Here is a 14,336-nt window from a genome sequence, read left to right as displayed (position 1 = left end):
CGCGCCGCGACCGCAGGTCGAATCCCACGAGGAGGCTGCACCGCGACCGGCGCGCAGTGGTAGGGATATCCCCCTCCGCAGGAGGGGCCGCACCCTTGTCAAAGCGCCGCGCGACGACAACGCTGGCAACGGTGCACCGCCTGGTTCGTTGGTTCCGCTGGTCGGGGGCTGCGCTGCCGACCTCGCTCCGGCCGCCCGACCGCGACACCGTCCGGTTGCGCTACCAGCTGGAGCGGATGCTGCACGACGGCGCGGTCGCGGAGATCTCCGCGCTGGCGCTGGAACTCGGGATGATCTCCGGCACGACCTGTGACTCCGGGGTGGCCGCGCAGGTCGCGGCCGCCCAGGACCGGGTCACCAGCATCCTGGACGACCTGCGCGGAGTCGGGTCCTGGATCTACCCGCCGGTGCTGGCCAGCGCGGGGTTGGGCCCCGGGCTGCGGGCCGTCGCCGAGCGCCTCGACCTGCGGCTGCTGCTCGACCTGCCGCGCACCGAGCTCGGCGGTTCGGCGCGGTCGCGGACCGGGCTGCTCATCACCGACCACTTCCACACCCTGCGGCCCGGTAGCGTGGTCCGCGTGCGGGTTCGAGGACGTCGGATCGTTCGGGTGAGCATCACAGACCAGCAGCCGGGTGGGGTCGCCCGCCGCGCGCACCGGGCGGTGCTGCGGTGCGAGTAGCGATCGCGGAAGATGGTGCGCTGTTCCGGGAAGGCCTGGTGCTCCTGCTGCAGGCTGCCGGGCACGAGGTGGTGGGCTGCTTCGAGGACGGCGACGCGCTGGTCGCCGCGGTGGCCACCGACCCGGTCGACGTGGCGGTTCTGGACATCCGGATGCCGCCGGGGCCCAGTGGCGGGCTCGTCGCGGCCGAGCGCCTGCGCGCGCTGCGCCCGGAGGTCGGGTTGCTGCTGCTGTCGCACTACGCGGAGACGCACTACCTGATGCAGGTGCTGGAGATCGGTGCGGAGGGGATCGGCTACCGGCTCAAGGAGCGCGTGGCCGGGGTGCAGGTCCTCAGCGACACGCTGAACCGGATCGCCGCGGGCGAGATCGTCATCGAACCGGTGCTGGCCCGCCGGTTGGTGCAGAGCGGCGCGGGCCAGGCCGACAGCGCGCTGGGCAAGCTCAGCGAGCGCGAGACCGACGTGCTGCGGCTGATGGCCGAAGGTCGCGCGAACAACGCGATCGCCAAGGAGCTCTACATCTCGGCCAAGGCGGTGGAGAAGAACATCGCGTCGATCTTCACCAAGCTCGGCCTGCCCGCGGACGCCACCGTGCACCACCGCCGCGTGCTCGCCGTGCTGGCGTACCTGCAGGCGCAGCGGATCGACGGGTCGGTGCGGTGAGCGGTGGGCTGGTCCGGCGCTGGCTGTCCGCCGCGGGCCGCCCGCCGCACGAGATCGCCGCTGCCGAACCGCCCGAGCGGCTGGCCGCGGCGCTGGTCCGCAACCTCGCGGAAGGCACCGGCGGCAAGGCGGCCTACGCGATGCCGACGGAGCGCAGCCACGTGGTCGTCGAGTCCTGGCCGCCGGGCCTGTCCGGGGTCGCCGACGCGGTCGGCGCGGAGCAGGTCGGCGCCACCGGCGGTGCCCTGTTCGTCATCGCGCCGAGCCGGTGGGACGACACCGCGCGCGCCCTGCTGCGCGACACGGCGGCCTGGCTCGACGTCGCGGTCCAGCTGGCTCGCCTGCACGTCGACCACGCCGCGGCCGACCAGCGGGCCCGCCGGTTGAGCTCGGAGCTGAGCGCCGCCCGCGCGCACCTCGCGCGGGTCCGGGACCTGGAGCGGCACCGATTGGTCCGGGCGATCACCGCCACCACGCTGCGCGACCTGGACGAGGTGCGGTCGTCGCTGCGCGCGGTCGCCGAGGAGGGCACCGGGCTCGACGTGGCCGAAGGCGTGCTGGAGGAGCTGATCGACGACTTCCGGTCGGTGGTGCGCGGGGTGTTCCCGGCGATGCTGCCCGACCACGGCCCGCGCGCGGCACTGGAGGAGCTGGCGGCGACCCTGCCACGCCCGGTGGCGTTCACGGGCGACCTCGGCCGCCGTGCTGGGTGGCAGCTGGAGTCCGGCTTCTACCACGCGGTCGCAGCGGCGCTGAACCTGTTGGCGGACGAGGAATCCGCGTCTCCCGTCACGGTGACGTTCGGTCGCGATGTCGCGCTGCGCGCCAAGATCCACGCGCCGGACTTCCCCGCCGAGGCGGACCTGAGCCGTGCGCTCGTCCAGGACGTCGAGCGGCTCGCGGTGCTCGGCGGCGAGGTGGAGTGCGCGGTGGTGGGCGGTGCGGCGGTCGTCACCGTCCGGCTCCCCGAGCGGGTCGAGCTGGTCCCGCCCGCCGTCGACCCGGCGGAGCTGGAGCGCAGCGCCGTCTACCGCAAGGTGCGCGACCTGGTGCGCCAGGGGCAAGCGGCGGCCGGTGACGGGCCGCAGCGCGCGGCGTGGGACGCGGTCGCGGAGCGGCTGACCACGCCACCCCGCCTCGCCGTGGTGGGACCCGGTCCGGACGCCCTGGACGCCGCGCCCGCCACGGTCGTCGTCTTCGACGCCCCGGCGGACCGCGCGCTCGCGGCGGAGCTCCGCGCGGACGACGACCCGCGCGGCGGGGTGGACGCCGTGCTGTGCCGGGTCGAGCCCGCGCCGGGGTTCCGCGACGTGCTGCTGTCCGGGCGGAACCGGGTTGTCCTGGCGGAGTCCGGTTCGGTCGGCGCGCTGGCGGCGCGGCTCGCCGCGCACGGGCCGGTGATCGCGGCCCGCCGCGCCGTGGTGGCGATGCGCGACCTGGTCCGCGGCCTGCCCGCGGAGCACCAGCTGAGCTGGGCGGTCGAGCAGGTGGGCGCCGACGCGCACGAGTTCGCCGAACTCGACGTGCTCGACAACCTCGACAGGGGAGCGGTGCTGCGCGGTGCGACCACCGACGCGGCCCGCCTGCTCGGTGCCGACGGCATCGACCCCCGCAGCCGCTTGGGCCTGCCCGCCGACGCCGCCGACGAGGAAGTCCTGGCCGCGGCTCAAGCCGCAGTGGCGCGCTGGCGCGCGCACGCCGAGCACCCGGCGAACAGCAGCCGCGACCGAGCAGCCTGCGAAGTGCTCGTGCGCACCGCCGAAGGCCTGCTCGTGCCGGAGAACCCGGTCAGATCGGGACGACCCCGCTGACGGTGGTGCCCGCACCGGGCGCGGAGCGGACCTCGACAACGCCGCCGACCGACGCGGCACGCGCGGTGAGGTTGGGCAGACCCGCGTGCGGCGCGGCCACCGAGAAGCCCGGCCCGTCGTCGGAGACGGCGAACGCCAAGCCCTCGTAGCTGTCCCACGCGGTGACGGTGACCTGCGCCCCGGCCGCGTGCTTGCGCGCGTTATTCACGGCCTCGAGCAGGATGTAGTAGACGGCCGACTCGACCGGCGTCGGGTAGCGCCGCCGCAACTCGCCGAGGTCGAGCACGACAACGCCGTGCCGGTCCAGCTCGCTGCGCAGCGCGGCGGCGAGGCCCTCGGTGGCGAGCACCTCGGGCAGGATCCCGGCAGCGGTGTCGACCAGCACCCGCTCGGCCTCGTCCAGCTGGACCAGCAGCTTGTCGACGTGCTCGCCGCCCCCGCCGGTGCCGAGCGCGTGCCCGGCCAGCGCCAACGACATGCGTAGCGCCACCAGCTGGTGCTGCGCACCGTCGTGCAGATCGCGCTCCAGCCCGCGCCGCTCGCTCTCCATCTCGGCCGCGGCCCGCCACCGGTCGTCGATCAGCGCGCGGGCGGACGCATCACCTGCGCGTCGGAGCTGATCGGTTTCCCTGGCGAGCTGGATGACGGCCACCGGAGCCGCGAGGACGGCGGTCAGGTGCGGGAGTTGCCCGAGCGACTCCGGGGCGAGCGCGAGCGTCCCGCAGGCGGTGCCGCCGTGCCGGACCTCCTGCTCGGACCACGAGTCGCCGCGGCCCCACTGGAAGCGGTGACCCCCGACGACCAGGGCGCAGCCGGAGGCCCCGACGGCGGTGCCCACGACCTCGGCGAGCGCCTGCGGATCAGGGGTTCGCCCGCCTTGAGCGAGGTAGGAGGTGACGGCCTCAGCCGCCCGCCGCTCACGGATGCGCACGCACCGCACGTTACCGAAGGGGACAAGGGCGGAGAGACGGTCGGAGGAGGGGCGGGCTGGGGTTCGGTGCGAAGGGGCGGTGGTGGGGTGCGGACTTGGGCGATTCGTGGTGGTGCTGGGCGGAGTTGGTGGGGATCGGTTCCGTTGGGTGCGTGGTTGGTTTGGGTTCGAAGCGGTAGGTGGTTGCGTTCCGCGCGCGCAATTTCAATCGAAATTGCTGTCGTTCTCGACGGGGGTTTGCGGAGGTGCTGTGTGCAATTTCAATCGAAATTGCGACCTCACCACCGGGGGTTCAGCCGGGGCGGGGTTCCGTCCCGTCCTGCCGCTGGGCGTTGGTGGAGATTTGCCTCGTCATAGGCGGTTTGGTCGGGGGGAGGTGGAGGTTCGACCTCGCCGCTGGGGGGTTCGGTTGGGTGAGGTTCTGTCGTGCTGGGGGTGGTGCGATCGGGGTTGTTTGTTGCGCGGGCCGGGGACGGCGCCTGTCGCTTGGAGCAGGGGGTGCGGCACCACCGCTCCGTGGAGGTTCGCGGGGGCTCGGCACCCGCGGTGGGGTGGCGGAGAGCGGAAGGCCTGCGCTTCCCGCAGGCACACTGCTCCCACGCTCGCAGTGGGGCCGGAGGGATTCGAACCCTCACTGGCTAGGACCTAAACCTAGTGCCTCTGCCGGTTGGGCTACGGCCCCTGGTGGGGTCCAGCGTAGCGGGTGGTTCGATCTTGGGAGGTGGGGCGGGCTGGGGTGGTGGTGGGCGCGACACGCCAACCGCTGGTGCGTGGGTGGTCCGGCGGTGCTCTACGGTGGTCAGCAGCCAGGTGAAGGGTGAGGAGGACACGTGGCTCGTGATCCGGACGCCATTGAGCGCGACATCGAGCAGGCGCGTGAAGCGCTGGCCACCACATTGGACCAGTTGAGCGAGAAGGCGCACCCGCAGCGGTTCGTCGACGCTGGCAAGGCCAGCGTGCAGGAGAAGCTCAACGATCCGCGAGTCCGCTACGCGCTGATCGGGGTTGGTGCCCTGGTCGCCATCGTGGTGGTGCGCAAGCTGTTCCGGTGATGCCCGTGGGCCTCCTCGAGGCCCGCGGGTTCACCGCACCCCCACCGCGTCTCCTCGGCTGATCTCGCCGGGCGTCGTGACGCGCATGATGACGCCGAACTTGTTCTCGTGGCGGCCGATCAGGTGGGTCTGCAGGTCCCGCCAGCGTTCCCGGCCCTCGGCGTCCCAGCTCGGCACCGCGCAGCGGATGCACGGCCCGGCGTGGTCGCCGGTGACCGCCAGCTCCACCGCGCCCGCGGTGATCGTCGTCCCGGGTTCCCACTGCTCTTCGGCGAAGGCGGGCAGGTCGGCGGTGATGTGCACGTTCGTCCGGAACCGGCGCAGGTCGACCTCCGCGCCGAGCTCCTCGCCCAGTGCCGCGCGCGACGCTTCGAAGGTGACCAGCACCGTGGGGCCGCGGTCCTGCTGGCCGTCGGCCGCGCGCAGGTCGAGCGGGATGTCCAGCGAGTCGGCGAGCACGTCGGGGAGCTTCGGGTCCTGCCAGTCCCAGGTCGTGCCGTCCGGGGCGCGCAGCTGCGGCGGCTCCGCCGGGTCGGCGGTGTCGCCGTAGGCGGCACCCCAGGCGAGCATGCCGGGGTTCTGCCGGACGGTCAGGAGCTTGCCCGCGCGGTTCGGGCGCTGGTCCAGCAGCGCGTACGCGCGGTCGCCCGCCATCCCGCGGTGGTCGAACCGGGCGGTCCGCACCGGTTCGCCGCGCAGCGACTTCACCGGCCAGCGGGTGAGTTCCAACACCGTTCCACGTGTCACGTGAACCTCCGCACCTCGAGATCGGGTTTTCACCCTATCCCGCGACAGCGGTGGTGATCAGCCGTGCAGCAGCGGCAGCAGCGCTTCGTGGACGAGCCGGTCCACGAAGCCGGTGTCGAGCGGCTCGTCGGTGAGCATCAGCCGGTAGATGAGGCAGGCGCCGGTGATCTCGACGACGGTGTCGATGGGGGCGTCCGCGCGGATCTCGCCGCGACGCACCCCGCGCTCGACGAGGCGGCGCAGGACGTCGCGCTGCGGCAGCAGGAAGGACTCGCGGAACGCCGCGGCCAGCTCGGGCTCGTGCGGCAGCTCGCCGACCAGCGCCTGGGCGGCCTTGCCGACCGGGCCGGTGAGGAACGAGGCGAAGCTGCGCAGGAAGTCGCCGAGGTCGGCTTCGATGGACCCCCGGTCGGGTTCCGGGATGTTGCGCTGGACCAGCTGGGTGCAGGTGTCGATGACCAGGTCCAGCTTGGAGTCCCAGCGCCGGTAGATGGTGGCCTTGCCGGCCCGCGCGTGGGCCGCGACCGCGTCCATGGTCAGCGCCCGGTAGCCGACCTGGGACAGCACCTCCATCGCGGCTTGGCGCAGCGCGGCGTCGCGGGAGGCGTCCCGCGGCCGTCCCCGACCGGCCGGTCGGGTCTGCTCGGCGCTGGCCACGTTCTCCTCCTCGCGGGCACTGCTCGTCGGCGCGTTCACGACCGTCATCCTAAGCTCCGGGCCAGTTCGAAGTTCGCTTCACGAGCAGCTGTCGGGGCGCGTGGCGTTCGTCCGGTGAGGACGCCCGAGCTGCTCGGCGGCGCTCATCGGTCCACTGTGCACGCGATCGCGGTGGTGCGCGCGGTCACCGGCCGGTCTGCGCGGTCCCGCCGGCCGGTGCGGCGGACACCCCGTGCCGGGCCTGCAGGTAGGCGGTGGTGAAGGCGAAGCCGTCACCGTCGAGGAGGTGGATCACGATCCGGCCGACCGAGCTGGGCGCGAGCTGCTCGATGAGCTGGTCCGCCTGGTCGCGCGCGGCGATCAGGCCCGGGGCGCGGGCGCTGCGCTGCTCGGTGTCGGTGGTGACGGTGACCAGCCAGTCGTCACCCTCGGGCAGGTAGTTGGCGGTGATGTGTGCCATGGACGCCTCCGGTTCTGGCTCGACTCGGGCGCTGGTGCGACGCCGGCGGCCCGGCAGCGGTGGCGGACCGGTCCCGCGTGGCCGTCGACTCTACGTGCCCGGCGGGGGCAGGTCCTCGGGACGGTCGACGTCGAACCCAGCGGAGATGTCGTCGCAGGGCACCAGCACCACCTCGCGGTCCCGCAGGTAACCGCGGGCCCCGGCGTCCCCGGTCGCGGCGGCCCGCGCCCCGGCCCAGTGCTCGCGCCCCAGCAGCACCGGGTGGCTGCGCCTGCCGCCGTGCGCGGCGGCGGCCAGCGCCGACGGGGCGGCCAGCTCGGCGACCCGGCGCACGGCCGCGGCCCCGATCCCCGGCATGTCGACCGGCAGCACCACGGCGGAATCGGCGTCCGTGCTGGTCAGGGCATCGAGGGCGACCCGCAGCGAGGACCCCATCCCGGTGTCCCAGTCGGGGTTCACCACCACCGCCGCCCCGGTCAGCTCGGCCCGGTCGCGCACCTCCTCGGCGGCGGCGCCGAGCACCACGACGACCGGTGCGCACCCGCCGTCGGCGAGGGCCCGGGCAGCCCGGTCGACCAGCAGCACCCCCTGGTGCTCGACCAGCGCCTTGGGCTTGCCGAACCGCCGCCCGGCCCCGGCCGCCAGCACCACACCCGCAACTCCCACCCCACCCACGCTACCCACCGACGCGAAGGGCACCCGCGCCTGAGCAGGACGCGGGTGCCCAGCACCGTTCATCCGAACGTGCGGCTCGTCAGCCGACGAGGGCTTCGACGCCCTCGATGCCGAAGTAGGCGGCGAAGACCAGGGCGAGCACCCCGACCAGCCAGCCGATCTCGCGGACCTTGCCGCGGGCCACCTTGATCACCGCGTAGGCCACCAACCCGGCACCGATGCCGTTGGTGATCATGTAGGTGAACGGGATCACCGCGATGGTCAGGAACGCCGGGACCACGTACTCCGGGTCGTCCCAGGGCACGTGCCGCACCTGCGCCATCATCAGCGCGCCGACGATCACCAGCGCCGGGGCGGCGGCCTGCGCGGGCACCACCGCGGCCAGCGGGGTGAACAGCAGCGTCGCGCAGAACAGCAGCCCGGTGACCACGCTCGCCAGCCCGGTGCGCGCCCCCTCGGCGACGCCGGTCGCCGACTCCAGGAACACCGTGTTCGGCGAGGACCCGGACAGCCCACCGGCCGCGGCCGCGACGCCGTCCACCGCCAGGATCCGGCCCATGCCCTCGACCTTGCCGCCGCGCACCAGCCCGGCCTCCGAGGAAACGCTGGTGATGGTGCCCATCGCGTCGAAGAACCCGGACAGCACCAGGGTGAACAGGAAGACGGTGGCCGCGATGCCGCCCGCCGCGGCGAACCCGCCGAACAGGTCCACCTGCCCGAACAGGCTGAAGTCCGGGCTGCCGACCACGTGGTCGGGCAGCTCCGGCACGATCGTGCCCCACTGCTCGGGGTCGATGCCGAAGGCCGCGTTGACCGCGATCGCGACGACGGTGCTCACCGCGATCCCGATCAGCATGGCGCCCGGCACCTTCCGCGCCAGCAGCACCAGCATCAGCAGCAGGCTCAGGCAGAAGATGGCGATCGGCACGCCGACCAGGTGACCCTCGGTGCCCTGGCCCATCTGGACCGGCACTGTGGTGCCGGCCGCGTCCGGCTTCCGGGTCACGAACCCGGCGCTGACCAGGCCGATCAGCGCGATGTAGAGGCCGATGCCGACGGTCAGCGCGGTCTTGAGCGGCGCCGGGATGGCGTTGATGATCTTCTCCCGCACGCCGCTGACGGCCAGCACGATGATGACGACGCCCTCCAGCACCACCAGTCCGAACGCCTGCGCCCAGGTCATCGCGGGGGCGATGGTGAAGGCCACCACGGCGTTCACGCCGAGGCCCGCGGCCAGGGCCAGCGGCGCGTTGCCGACCAGGCCCATCACGATGGTCATCACCCCGGCGGTCGCCGCGGTGGCGGTGGTCAGCTGCTCGGGGGTGAGCTGCGCGCCGGTGGCGTCCGCGGACGAGCCGAGGATGAGCGGGTTGAGCATCACGATGTAGGCCATCGCGACGAACGTCGTCAGGCCGCCGCGCACTTCGCGGGAGAGCGTGGAGCCGCGGCTGGTGATGCGGAAGAAGCGATCCATCCCGGACGGTTCCGCGTCGGCTCTGTCCGGTCGCAGCTGCTGGGTCATGAGTCCTCCCATGCCGGTGGGCGCCCCCGGGGCGGTGCTGCGCGCACCGCCCGGACTACTTCTCCGGCAGGTCTCCCGGGCAGGGGAGGTCGACCGCCGAATTCGCGGTGGGGCGTTTTGTTCGGGTGATTTCCGCTGTCCCGGTGTGGTTCCCGGGATGGCGGGCGGGGCCTGGGTTCCGCCGTGGCGGAAGCGGTGGGGAGGCCCACCCGCGGGGTTCCGGGGCGACCCGGTCGTCGCTGGCGGAACCGCTGTGCAGGGCTGGGGTTGGGGCGGGGCTGCTCGGGAATTGGTGGTGGTACTGGGGGGAGTGGGTGGAAATCGGTTCCGTTGGGTGCGTTGTTGCTTTGTGCTCGAAGCGGTGGGTGGCTGCTTCCGCACGCGCAGTTTCAATCGAAACTGCCGTCGTTCTCGACGGATCCTGCGGTGGTGCTGTGTGCGGTTCCAATCGAAACTGCGACCTCACCGCCAGGGGTTCCGGTGGTGGTTGACTGCTTCGGGGGTCAGTAGTCGACCCGGTCTGGTTTGTTCTGCCAGGCTTCGAAGGCTTCGTTCCTGTTGGGCACCTCGATCCGGGTCACCGGGGTTGGGGTGGGGGTGTTGGGGTCTTCGAAGACCCGGTAGAAGGCTCGGTCGTCGAAGCCTGCTTGGGCTGCGTCGTTGCGGTCTGCCGCGTAGAGGACCCGGTCCAGGCGGGCCCAGAGGGCTGAGGCCAGGCACATCGGGCAGGGTTCGCAGGAGGTTGCCAGGATGCAACCGTCCAGCTTGAAGGTGCCCAGGGCTTGGCAGGCGTTCCGGATGGCCGTGACCTCCGCGTGGGCCGTGGGGTCCAGGTCGGCGGTGACCCGGTTGGTGCCCGTCGCGACCACTTCGCCGTCCTTGATGACCAGGGCTCCGAAGGGGCCGCCTCCGGTGGCGACGTTGGCCGTGGCCAGCTCGATTGCTCGGGTCATCCAGTCCTGCTCGGTGTTGGTCGCTGCGTCGACCGGCATGTCCTGCTCCTCGCTCTCGTTGGGAAGGGGGTGCTGCGGCGGCGGCCCGGCTCCGCCGCCGCAGCGGTCTGTCACACGATGTGCTCGGGCGCCACGGGGGTGTGCGGGAGCTCCTTGCCGGTGGCCGCGCGGATCGCGGCGACCACCGCCGGGGTGGTGGAGATGGTCGGCGGCTCGCCCACGCCGCGGACCCCGTAGGCCGCGTTCGGGTCGCCGCGCTCGATGACGTCGATCTCCATCGGCGGGGTGTCGAGGATCGTCGGGATCAGGTAGTCGGTGAAGGACGGGTTGCGGATGCGGCCGTCGACGACCTTGATCTCCTCCATCACCGCCAACCCCATGCCCTGGGTGGAGCCGCCCTGGATCTGGCCGATCACCGCGTCCGGGTTGATCGCCTTGCCGACGTCCTGGGAGCAGGCGAGCTGCACCACCTTGACCAGTCCGAGGTCCAGGTCGACGTCGACCACCGCGCGGTGCGCGGAGAACGCGTGCTGGACGTGCACCCGGTCGCTGCGGCCACGCTCGTCCAGCGGGTAGGTCTCGCGGTGGTGGTACTCGCGGGTCTGCTCCACGACGTCGTCGCCCAGCACCTCCACCAGGTCGGTCAGCACCCCGCGGGTCTCGGAGGCGATCTTGCCGCCCTGCAGCGTCAGCTGCGCCGGGTCGACGTCGTAGCGCTCCGCGACCCTCGCGAACAGCTCGTCGCGCACCGCCTCGCAGGCGGCCTTGACCGCGCTGCCGGTCACCAGCGTCTGCCGCGAGGCGGAGCTGGAACCGGCCGGTCCGACGCTGGTGTCGTTCGGGTGGATGGTCACCCGCTCCACGCCGAGCTCGGTCCGCGCGATCTGCTGCTGCACGGTCACCAGGCCCTGGCCGACCTCGGCCGCCGCGGTGTGCACCATCGCGGCCGGTTCACCGCCGATGACCTGCAACCGGACCCGCGCGGTGGAGAAGTCGTCGGCGCCCTCGGCGTAGCAGATGTTCTTGATCGTCACGCCGTAGCCGACGCCGCGCACCACACCTTCGCCGTGCGTGGTGTTCGACGCCCCGCCGGGCAGGTCCCGGATGTCCACCGGACCGCTGTGCTCGGCGGGCATCGGCAGCGCCCGGACCCGCTCCAGGAGCTCGGCGACCGGCGCCGGGTAGTCCAGCACCTGCCCGGTCGGGATCGAGTCGCCCTGCTCGATGGCGTTGCGGATGCGCAGGTCCACCGGGTCCACGCCCAGCGCGGCGGCGAGCTTGTCCATCTGGGACTCGTAGGCGAAAGTCGGTTGCACCGCGCCCAATCCGCGCATCGCACCGCACGGCGGGTTGTTGGTGTAGACGCCCCAGCCCTCGATTTCGACGTTGGGCACCTTGTACGGCCCGGCGCCGAGGGTGGTGCCGTTGCCGACCACGACTGGCGTCTTCGAGGCGTAGGCGCCGCCGTCGAAGTACTGCCGGGCTTTGACGTAGACGAGCTGGCCGTCGCGGGTGGCGCCGTGCTCGTAGTACATCTTGGCCGGGTGCCGGTGCACGTGGCCGTAGAACGACTCCTCGCGGTTGTAGACCATCTTCACCGGCTTGCCCACGTGCAGAGCCAGCATGCAGACGTGCACCTGGATGGACAGGTCCTCCCGGCCGCCGAACGCGCCGCCGACGCCGGACATGGTCATCCGCACCTTCTCCGGCGGCAGCCCGAGCGCCCGCGCCGTCTGCCGCAGGTCGGAGTGCAGGTCCTGGGTGGCCAGGTACAGGTCGACGCCGCCGTCCTCGGCGGGGATCGCCAGGCCCGACTCCGGACCCAGGAACGCCTGGTCCTGCATGCCGACGGTGTAGACGCCGGAGACGACCACGTCGGCTTCGGCCCGCGGATCGCCCTTGACGATCTTCTGGTGCCGCACCACGTTGCCGCCTTCGTGCAGCTTCGGCAGCGACTCGTCGTGGGCGACCCGCTCGGCGTCGAGCACCGGTTCGAGCACCTCGTAGTCGACGACGATCCGCTGCAGTGCCCGCCGCGCGGTCTCCGGGTGGTCAGCGGCCACCAGGGCGACCGCTTCGCCCTCGTAGCGCACCACGTCGGCGGCCAGCACCGGCTGGTCGGCGTGCTTGAGCCCGAAGCAGTTGTCGCCGGGCACGTCCTCGGCGGTCAGGACCGCCTGCACCCCGGCCACCGCCATCGCCGGACCGATGTCGATCGTCTTGATCCGGGCGTGCGGGTGCGGGCTGCGCAGCGTGGCGCCCCACAGCATGTCCTCGGCCCACAGGTCCGAGGAGTAGGCGAACTCCCCGCGCACCTTGATGGCCCCGTCGGGCCGCAGCGGGGATTCCCCGATCCCGCCGCCGATGGCGTCGTTGAGCTCCTGCGGACTGCGAGCAGGCGCGTGGCTGCTGCTCATGCGAACACCTCCGGTGTTGCTCGGCCCCCACCCGCGCGTCCGGCGGCGGGGGACCACAGTTCCAGTTGGACCTGTGCTCTCGCGGCGTGTCGGGCGGCCGACGCGCCGGTGGATGTGGACAACTCGTCCGACCTGCGGAGGACTTCCGCGATCTCGATGGGGATCAGACGTCCGGGTTCCGTGGAACTCGCGGAACCAGGCGGAACATCCCGGGTCCCGGACACCCGGACCTCGGACCAAGCCCCGAGGACCGAGCGGTCCCCGAGGGCGCGGGGAGGCCTGACCCCGTTCCGGGTTCCGAGGTCGGGGTGGGGTGCGATCCGGGCGGGGGTGGTCATGACGCCTCCCGGAGGCGGGTGGCGGCGTGGGCGAGTTCGGCCGTGAGGTCGGGGACCGACATCAACCGGCCGTCGTCGACGACCACCGCGCCACCGCGCAGCAGGCGCTCCAACCTCGGCAGCTGGCCGAGCACCAGGGCGGCCACCGGATCGGTGATTCCCACGTGGTCCAGGTCGTCCAGCCGCCAGATCGCGATGTCGGCGAGCTTGCCGGGCTCCAGTGAACCCAGCTCGCCGTCCCGGCCGAGGCAGCGCGCGCCGCCGCGGGTGGCCAGCCACAGCGCGTCGCGCACCGACAGCGCCTGCGGCCCGTAGCGGGCACGCGCCGTCAGCAGCGCCTGCCGCATCTCCTCGCCGAGCCCGCCCGCCTCGTTGGACGCCACGCCGTCGACCCCCAGACCGACGGGGACACCGGCGTCCAGCAGCGGCCGGACCGGGGCGACCCCGGCGCCGATGCGGCTGTTGGAGCTCGGGCAGTGCGCCGCACCGGTCCCGGTCCCACCGAGCCGCGCGACACCCTTCTCGGACAGGTGGATGGTGTGCGCCAGCCAGACGTCCGGGCCGAGCCAGCCCAGCTCGTCGGCGTACTCGACCGGCGTCCGCCCGAACTCGGCCTGGCACTGCTCCTCCTCGTCGACGGTCTCGGCGAGGTGCGTGTGCAGCCGGACGTCGTTGCGCCGCGCCAGTTCTGCGGCCTCCCGCATCAGCTCGGTGCTGACCGAGAACGGCGAGCACGGCCCGACCGCGACCCGCACGCGGGCGCCCGGCGACGGGTCGTGGAACCGGTCGATGGCGTCCTGGGTGCCCGCCAGCGCCGCGTCGCGGTCCTCGACCACGGAGTCCGGCGGCAGCCCGCCGTGCGAGCGGCCGCGGTCCATCGAGCCGCGCACCGCGTGCAGCCGCACCCCGACCCGCTGCGCGGCGGACACCACGGCGCCGAACACGTCCCCGCCGCCGCGCGGGAAGACGTAGTGGTGGTCGGCGGCGGTGGTGCAGCCGGACAGCGCCATCCGGGCCAGGCCCGCCGACGCCGCGGCGTGGGTGATCTCCTCGTCGATCCCGGCCCACACCGGGTACAGCTCGGTCAACCAGCCGAACAACGTCGCGTCGGCCGCGTAACCGCGGGTCGCCCACTGGTAGAGGTGGTGGTGGGTGTTGACCAACCCGGGCGTGACCAGGCAGCCGGAGGCGTCGACGCGCCGCACCGCGCCTTCCTGCGGCGGTGCGGATCCGGGCCCGACCGAGACGATCCGGTCGGCTTCCACCACCACGTGGCCCTCGACGAACTCGGTACCCGAGTCGTCCACGGTGACCACGGCACCACCCTCGATGACAACCCTGCCTCCCCGCGCTTCGCCGTGGTGGTTGCGGTGGGGGGTCGTCTCCCGCTCAGCGGTTCTCCGCGGCTGGCTCGCGGCACGGTCCCCT

At 72.9% G+C, this 14,336-nt stretch carries 13 protein-coding genes and 1 tRNA gene; 4 read left to right on the top strand and 10 right to left on the bottom strand.

From position 1 onward, the window contains the following. Nucleotides 1-131: 131 nt before the first annotated feature. The 3 genes from ABT324_RS27720 to ABT324_RS27710 are packed head-to-tail and all read left to right on the top strand — an operon-like array spanning nucleotide 132 to nucleotide 3,156. Entirely contained in the window at nucleotides 132-680 is a 549-nt protein-coding gene (locus ABT324_RS27720) for a hypothetical protein (RefSeq protein WP_351183402.1), read from the top strand. Next, nucleotides 671-1,345, top strand: coding sequence for a response regulator (locus ABT324_RS27715; RefSeq protein ID WP_351183400.1), 675 nt, complete (start codon nucleotides 671-673; stop codon nucleotides 1,343-1,345). The genes ABT324_RS27720 and ABT324_RS27715 overlap by 10 nt, the downstream gene beginning before the upstream one ends. Beyond that, a complete protein-coding gene (locus ABT324_RS27710; protein WP_351183398.1) occupies nucleotides 1,342-3,156 on the top strand; it encodes a hypothetical protein in 1,815 nt (604 codons plus the stop codon). Before ABT324_RS27715 ends, ABT324_RS27710 begins: the two co-directional genes overlap by 4 nt. Here the strand turns inward: ABT324_RS27710 and ABT324_RS27705 are convergent. Both ABT324_RS27705 and ABT324_RS27700 read right to left on the bottom strand, forming a co-directional pair. Continuing rightward, entirely contained in the window at nucleotides 3,134-4,087 is a 954-nt protein-coding gene (locus ABT324_RS27705; RefSeq protein ID WP_351183396.1) for a sensor histidine kinase, read from the bottom strand. The genes ABT324_RS27710 and ABT324_RS27705 overlap by 23 nt on opposite strands. A gap of 608 nt (nucleotides 4,088-4,695) precedes the next feature. Further along, nucleotides 4,696-4,769, bottom strand: a tRNA-Leu gene (locus ABT324_RS27700). Between the two features lie 148 nt (nucleotides 4,770-4,917). On the opposite strand from ABT324_RS27700, the gene ABT324_RS27695 reads away from it, so the two are divergent. Continuing rightward, nucleotides 4,918-5,139, top strand: coding sequence for a DUF3618 domain-containing protein (locus ABT324_RS27695; RefSeq protein WP_351183394.1), 222 nt, complete (start codon nucleotides 4,918-4,920; stop codon nucleotides 5,137-5,139). Between the two features lie 30 nt (nucleotides 5,140-5,169). Here ABT324_RS27695 and ABT324_RS27690 read toward each other — a convergent pair whose 3' ends face one another. The 8 genes from ABT324_RS27690 to ABT324_RS27655 form a co-directional block, all read right to left on the bottom strand. Then, the gene (locus tag ABT324_RS27690) at nucleotides 5,170-5,886 is read right to left on the bottom strand and encodes an MOSC domain-containing protein (RefSeq protein WP_351183392.1); all 717 of its coding nucleotides are present in this window, start codon (nucleotides 5,884-5,886) and stop codon (nucleotides 5,170-5,172) included. A 57-nt stretch (nucleotides 5,887-5,943) separates the two neighbouring features. Further along, nucleotides 5,944-6,582, bottom strand: coding sequence for a TetR/AcrR family transcriptional regulator (locus tag ABT324_RS27685; RefSeq protein WP_502949810.1), 639 nt, complete (start codon nucleotides 6,580-6,582; stop codon nucleotides 5,944-5,946). Between the two features lie 145 nt (nucleotides 6,583-6,727). After that, nucleotides 6,728-7,003, bottom strand: coding sequence for a hypothetical protein (locus tag ABT324_RS27680; protein WP_351183388.1), 276 nt, complete (start codon nucleotides 7,001-7,003; stop codon nucleotides 6,728-6,730). Nucleotides 7,004-7,093: 90 nt separating this feature from the next. After that, complete coding sequence (locus ABT324_RS27675; protein ID WP_351183386.1) at nucleotides 7,094-7,669, bottom strand: nucleotidyltransferase family protein; 576 nt, start codon at nucleotides 7,667-7,669, stop codon at nucleotides 7,094-7,096. An 88-nt stretch (nucleotides 7,670-7,757) separates the two neighbouring features. Further along, a complete protein-coding gene (locus ABT324_RS27670; protein ID WP_351183384.1) occupies nucleotides 7,758-9,200 on the bottom strand; it encodes an NCS2 family permease in 1,443 nt (480 codons plus the stop codon). A 503-nt stretch (nucleotides 9,201-9,703) separates the two neighbouring features. Beyond that, nucleotides 9,704-10,192, bottom strand: a complete 489-nt coding sequence (locus ABT324_RS27665; RefSeq protein WP_351183382.1) for a nucleoside deaminase — start codon at nucleotides 10,190-10,192, stop codon at nucleotides 9,704-9,706. Nucleotides 10,193-10,263: 71 nt separating this feature from the next. Next, on the bottom strand, nucleotides 10,264-12,570 hold the full coding sequence (gene pucD / locus ABT324_RS27660; protein WP_351183380.1) for a xanthine dehydrogenase subunit D: 2,307 nt from the start codon (nucleotides 12,568-12,570) through the stop codon (nucleotides 10,264-10,266). A gap of 334 nt (nucleotides 12,571-12,904) precedes the next feature. Beyond that, nucleotides 12,905-14,239, bottom strand: coding sequence for an 8-oxoguanine deaminase (locus tag ABT324_RS27655; protein WP_351183430.1), 1,335 nt, complete (start codon nucleotides 14,237-14,239; stop codon nucleotides 12,905-12,907). Nucleotides 14,240-14,336: the final 97 nt, after the last annotated feature.

The organism is Saccharopolyspora sp. NPDC000359, from assembly GCF_040300525.1.
GTDB lineage: Bacteria > Actinomycetota > Actinomycetes > Mycobacteriales > Pseudonocardiaceae > Saccharopolyspora.
The sequence above is the reverse complement of the archived record's forward strand: the minus strand, read 5'-3'. Positions and strand labels throughout refer to the sequence as shown.

Bases quoted from the DNA above. Each gene is read 5' to 3' on its own strand.
- ABT324_RS27680 (WP_351183388.1), bottom strand. From the start codon at position 7,003: ATGGCACACATCACCGCCAACTACCTGCCCGAGGGTGACGACTGGCTG.
- ABT324_RS27670 (WP_351183384.1), bottom strand. From the start codon at position 9,200: ATGACCCAGCAGCTGCGACCGGACAGAGCCGACGCGGAACCGTCCGGG.
- ABT324_RS27665 (WP_351183382.1), bottom strand. From the start codon at position 10,192: ATGCCGGTCGACGCAGCGACCAACACCGAGCAGGACTGGATGACCCGA.
- pucD (WP_351183380.1), bottom strand. From the start codon at position 12,570: ATGAGCAGCAGCCACGCGCCTGCTCGCAGTCCGCAGGAGCTCAACGAC.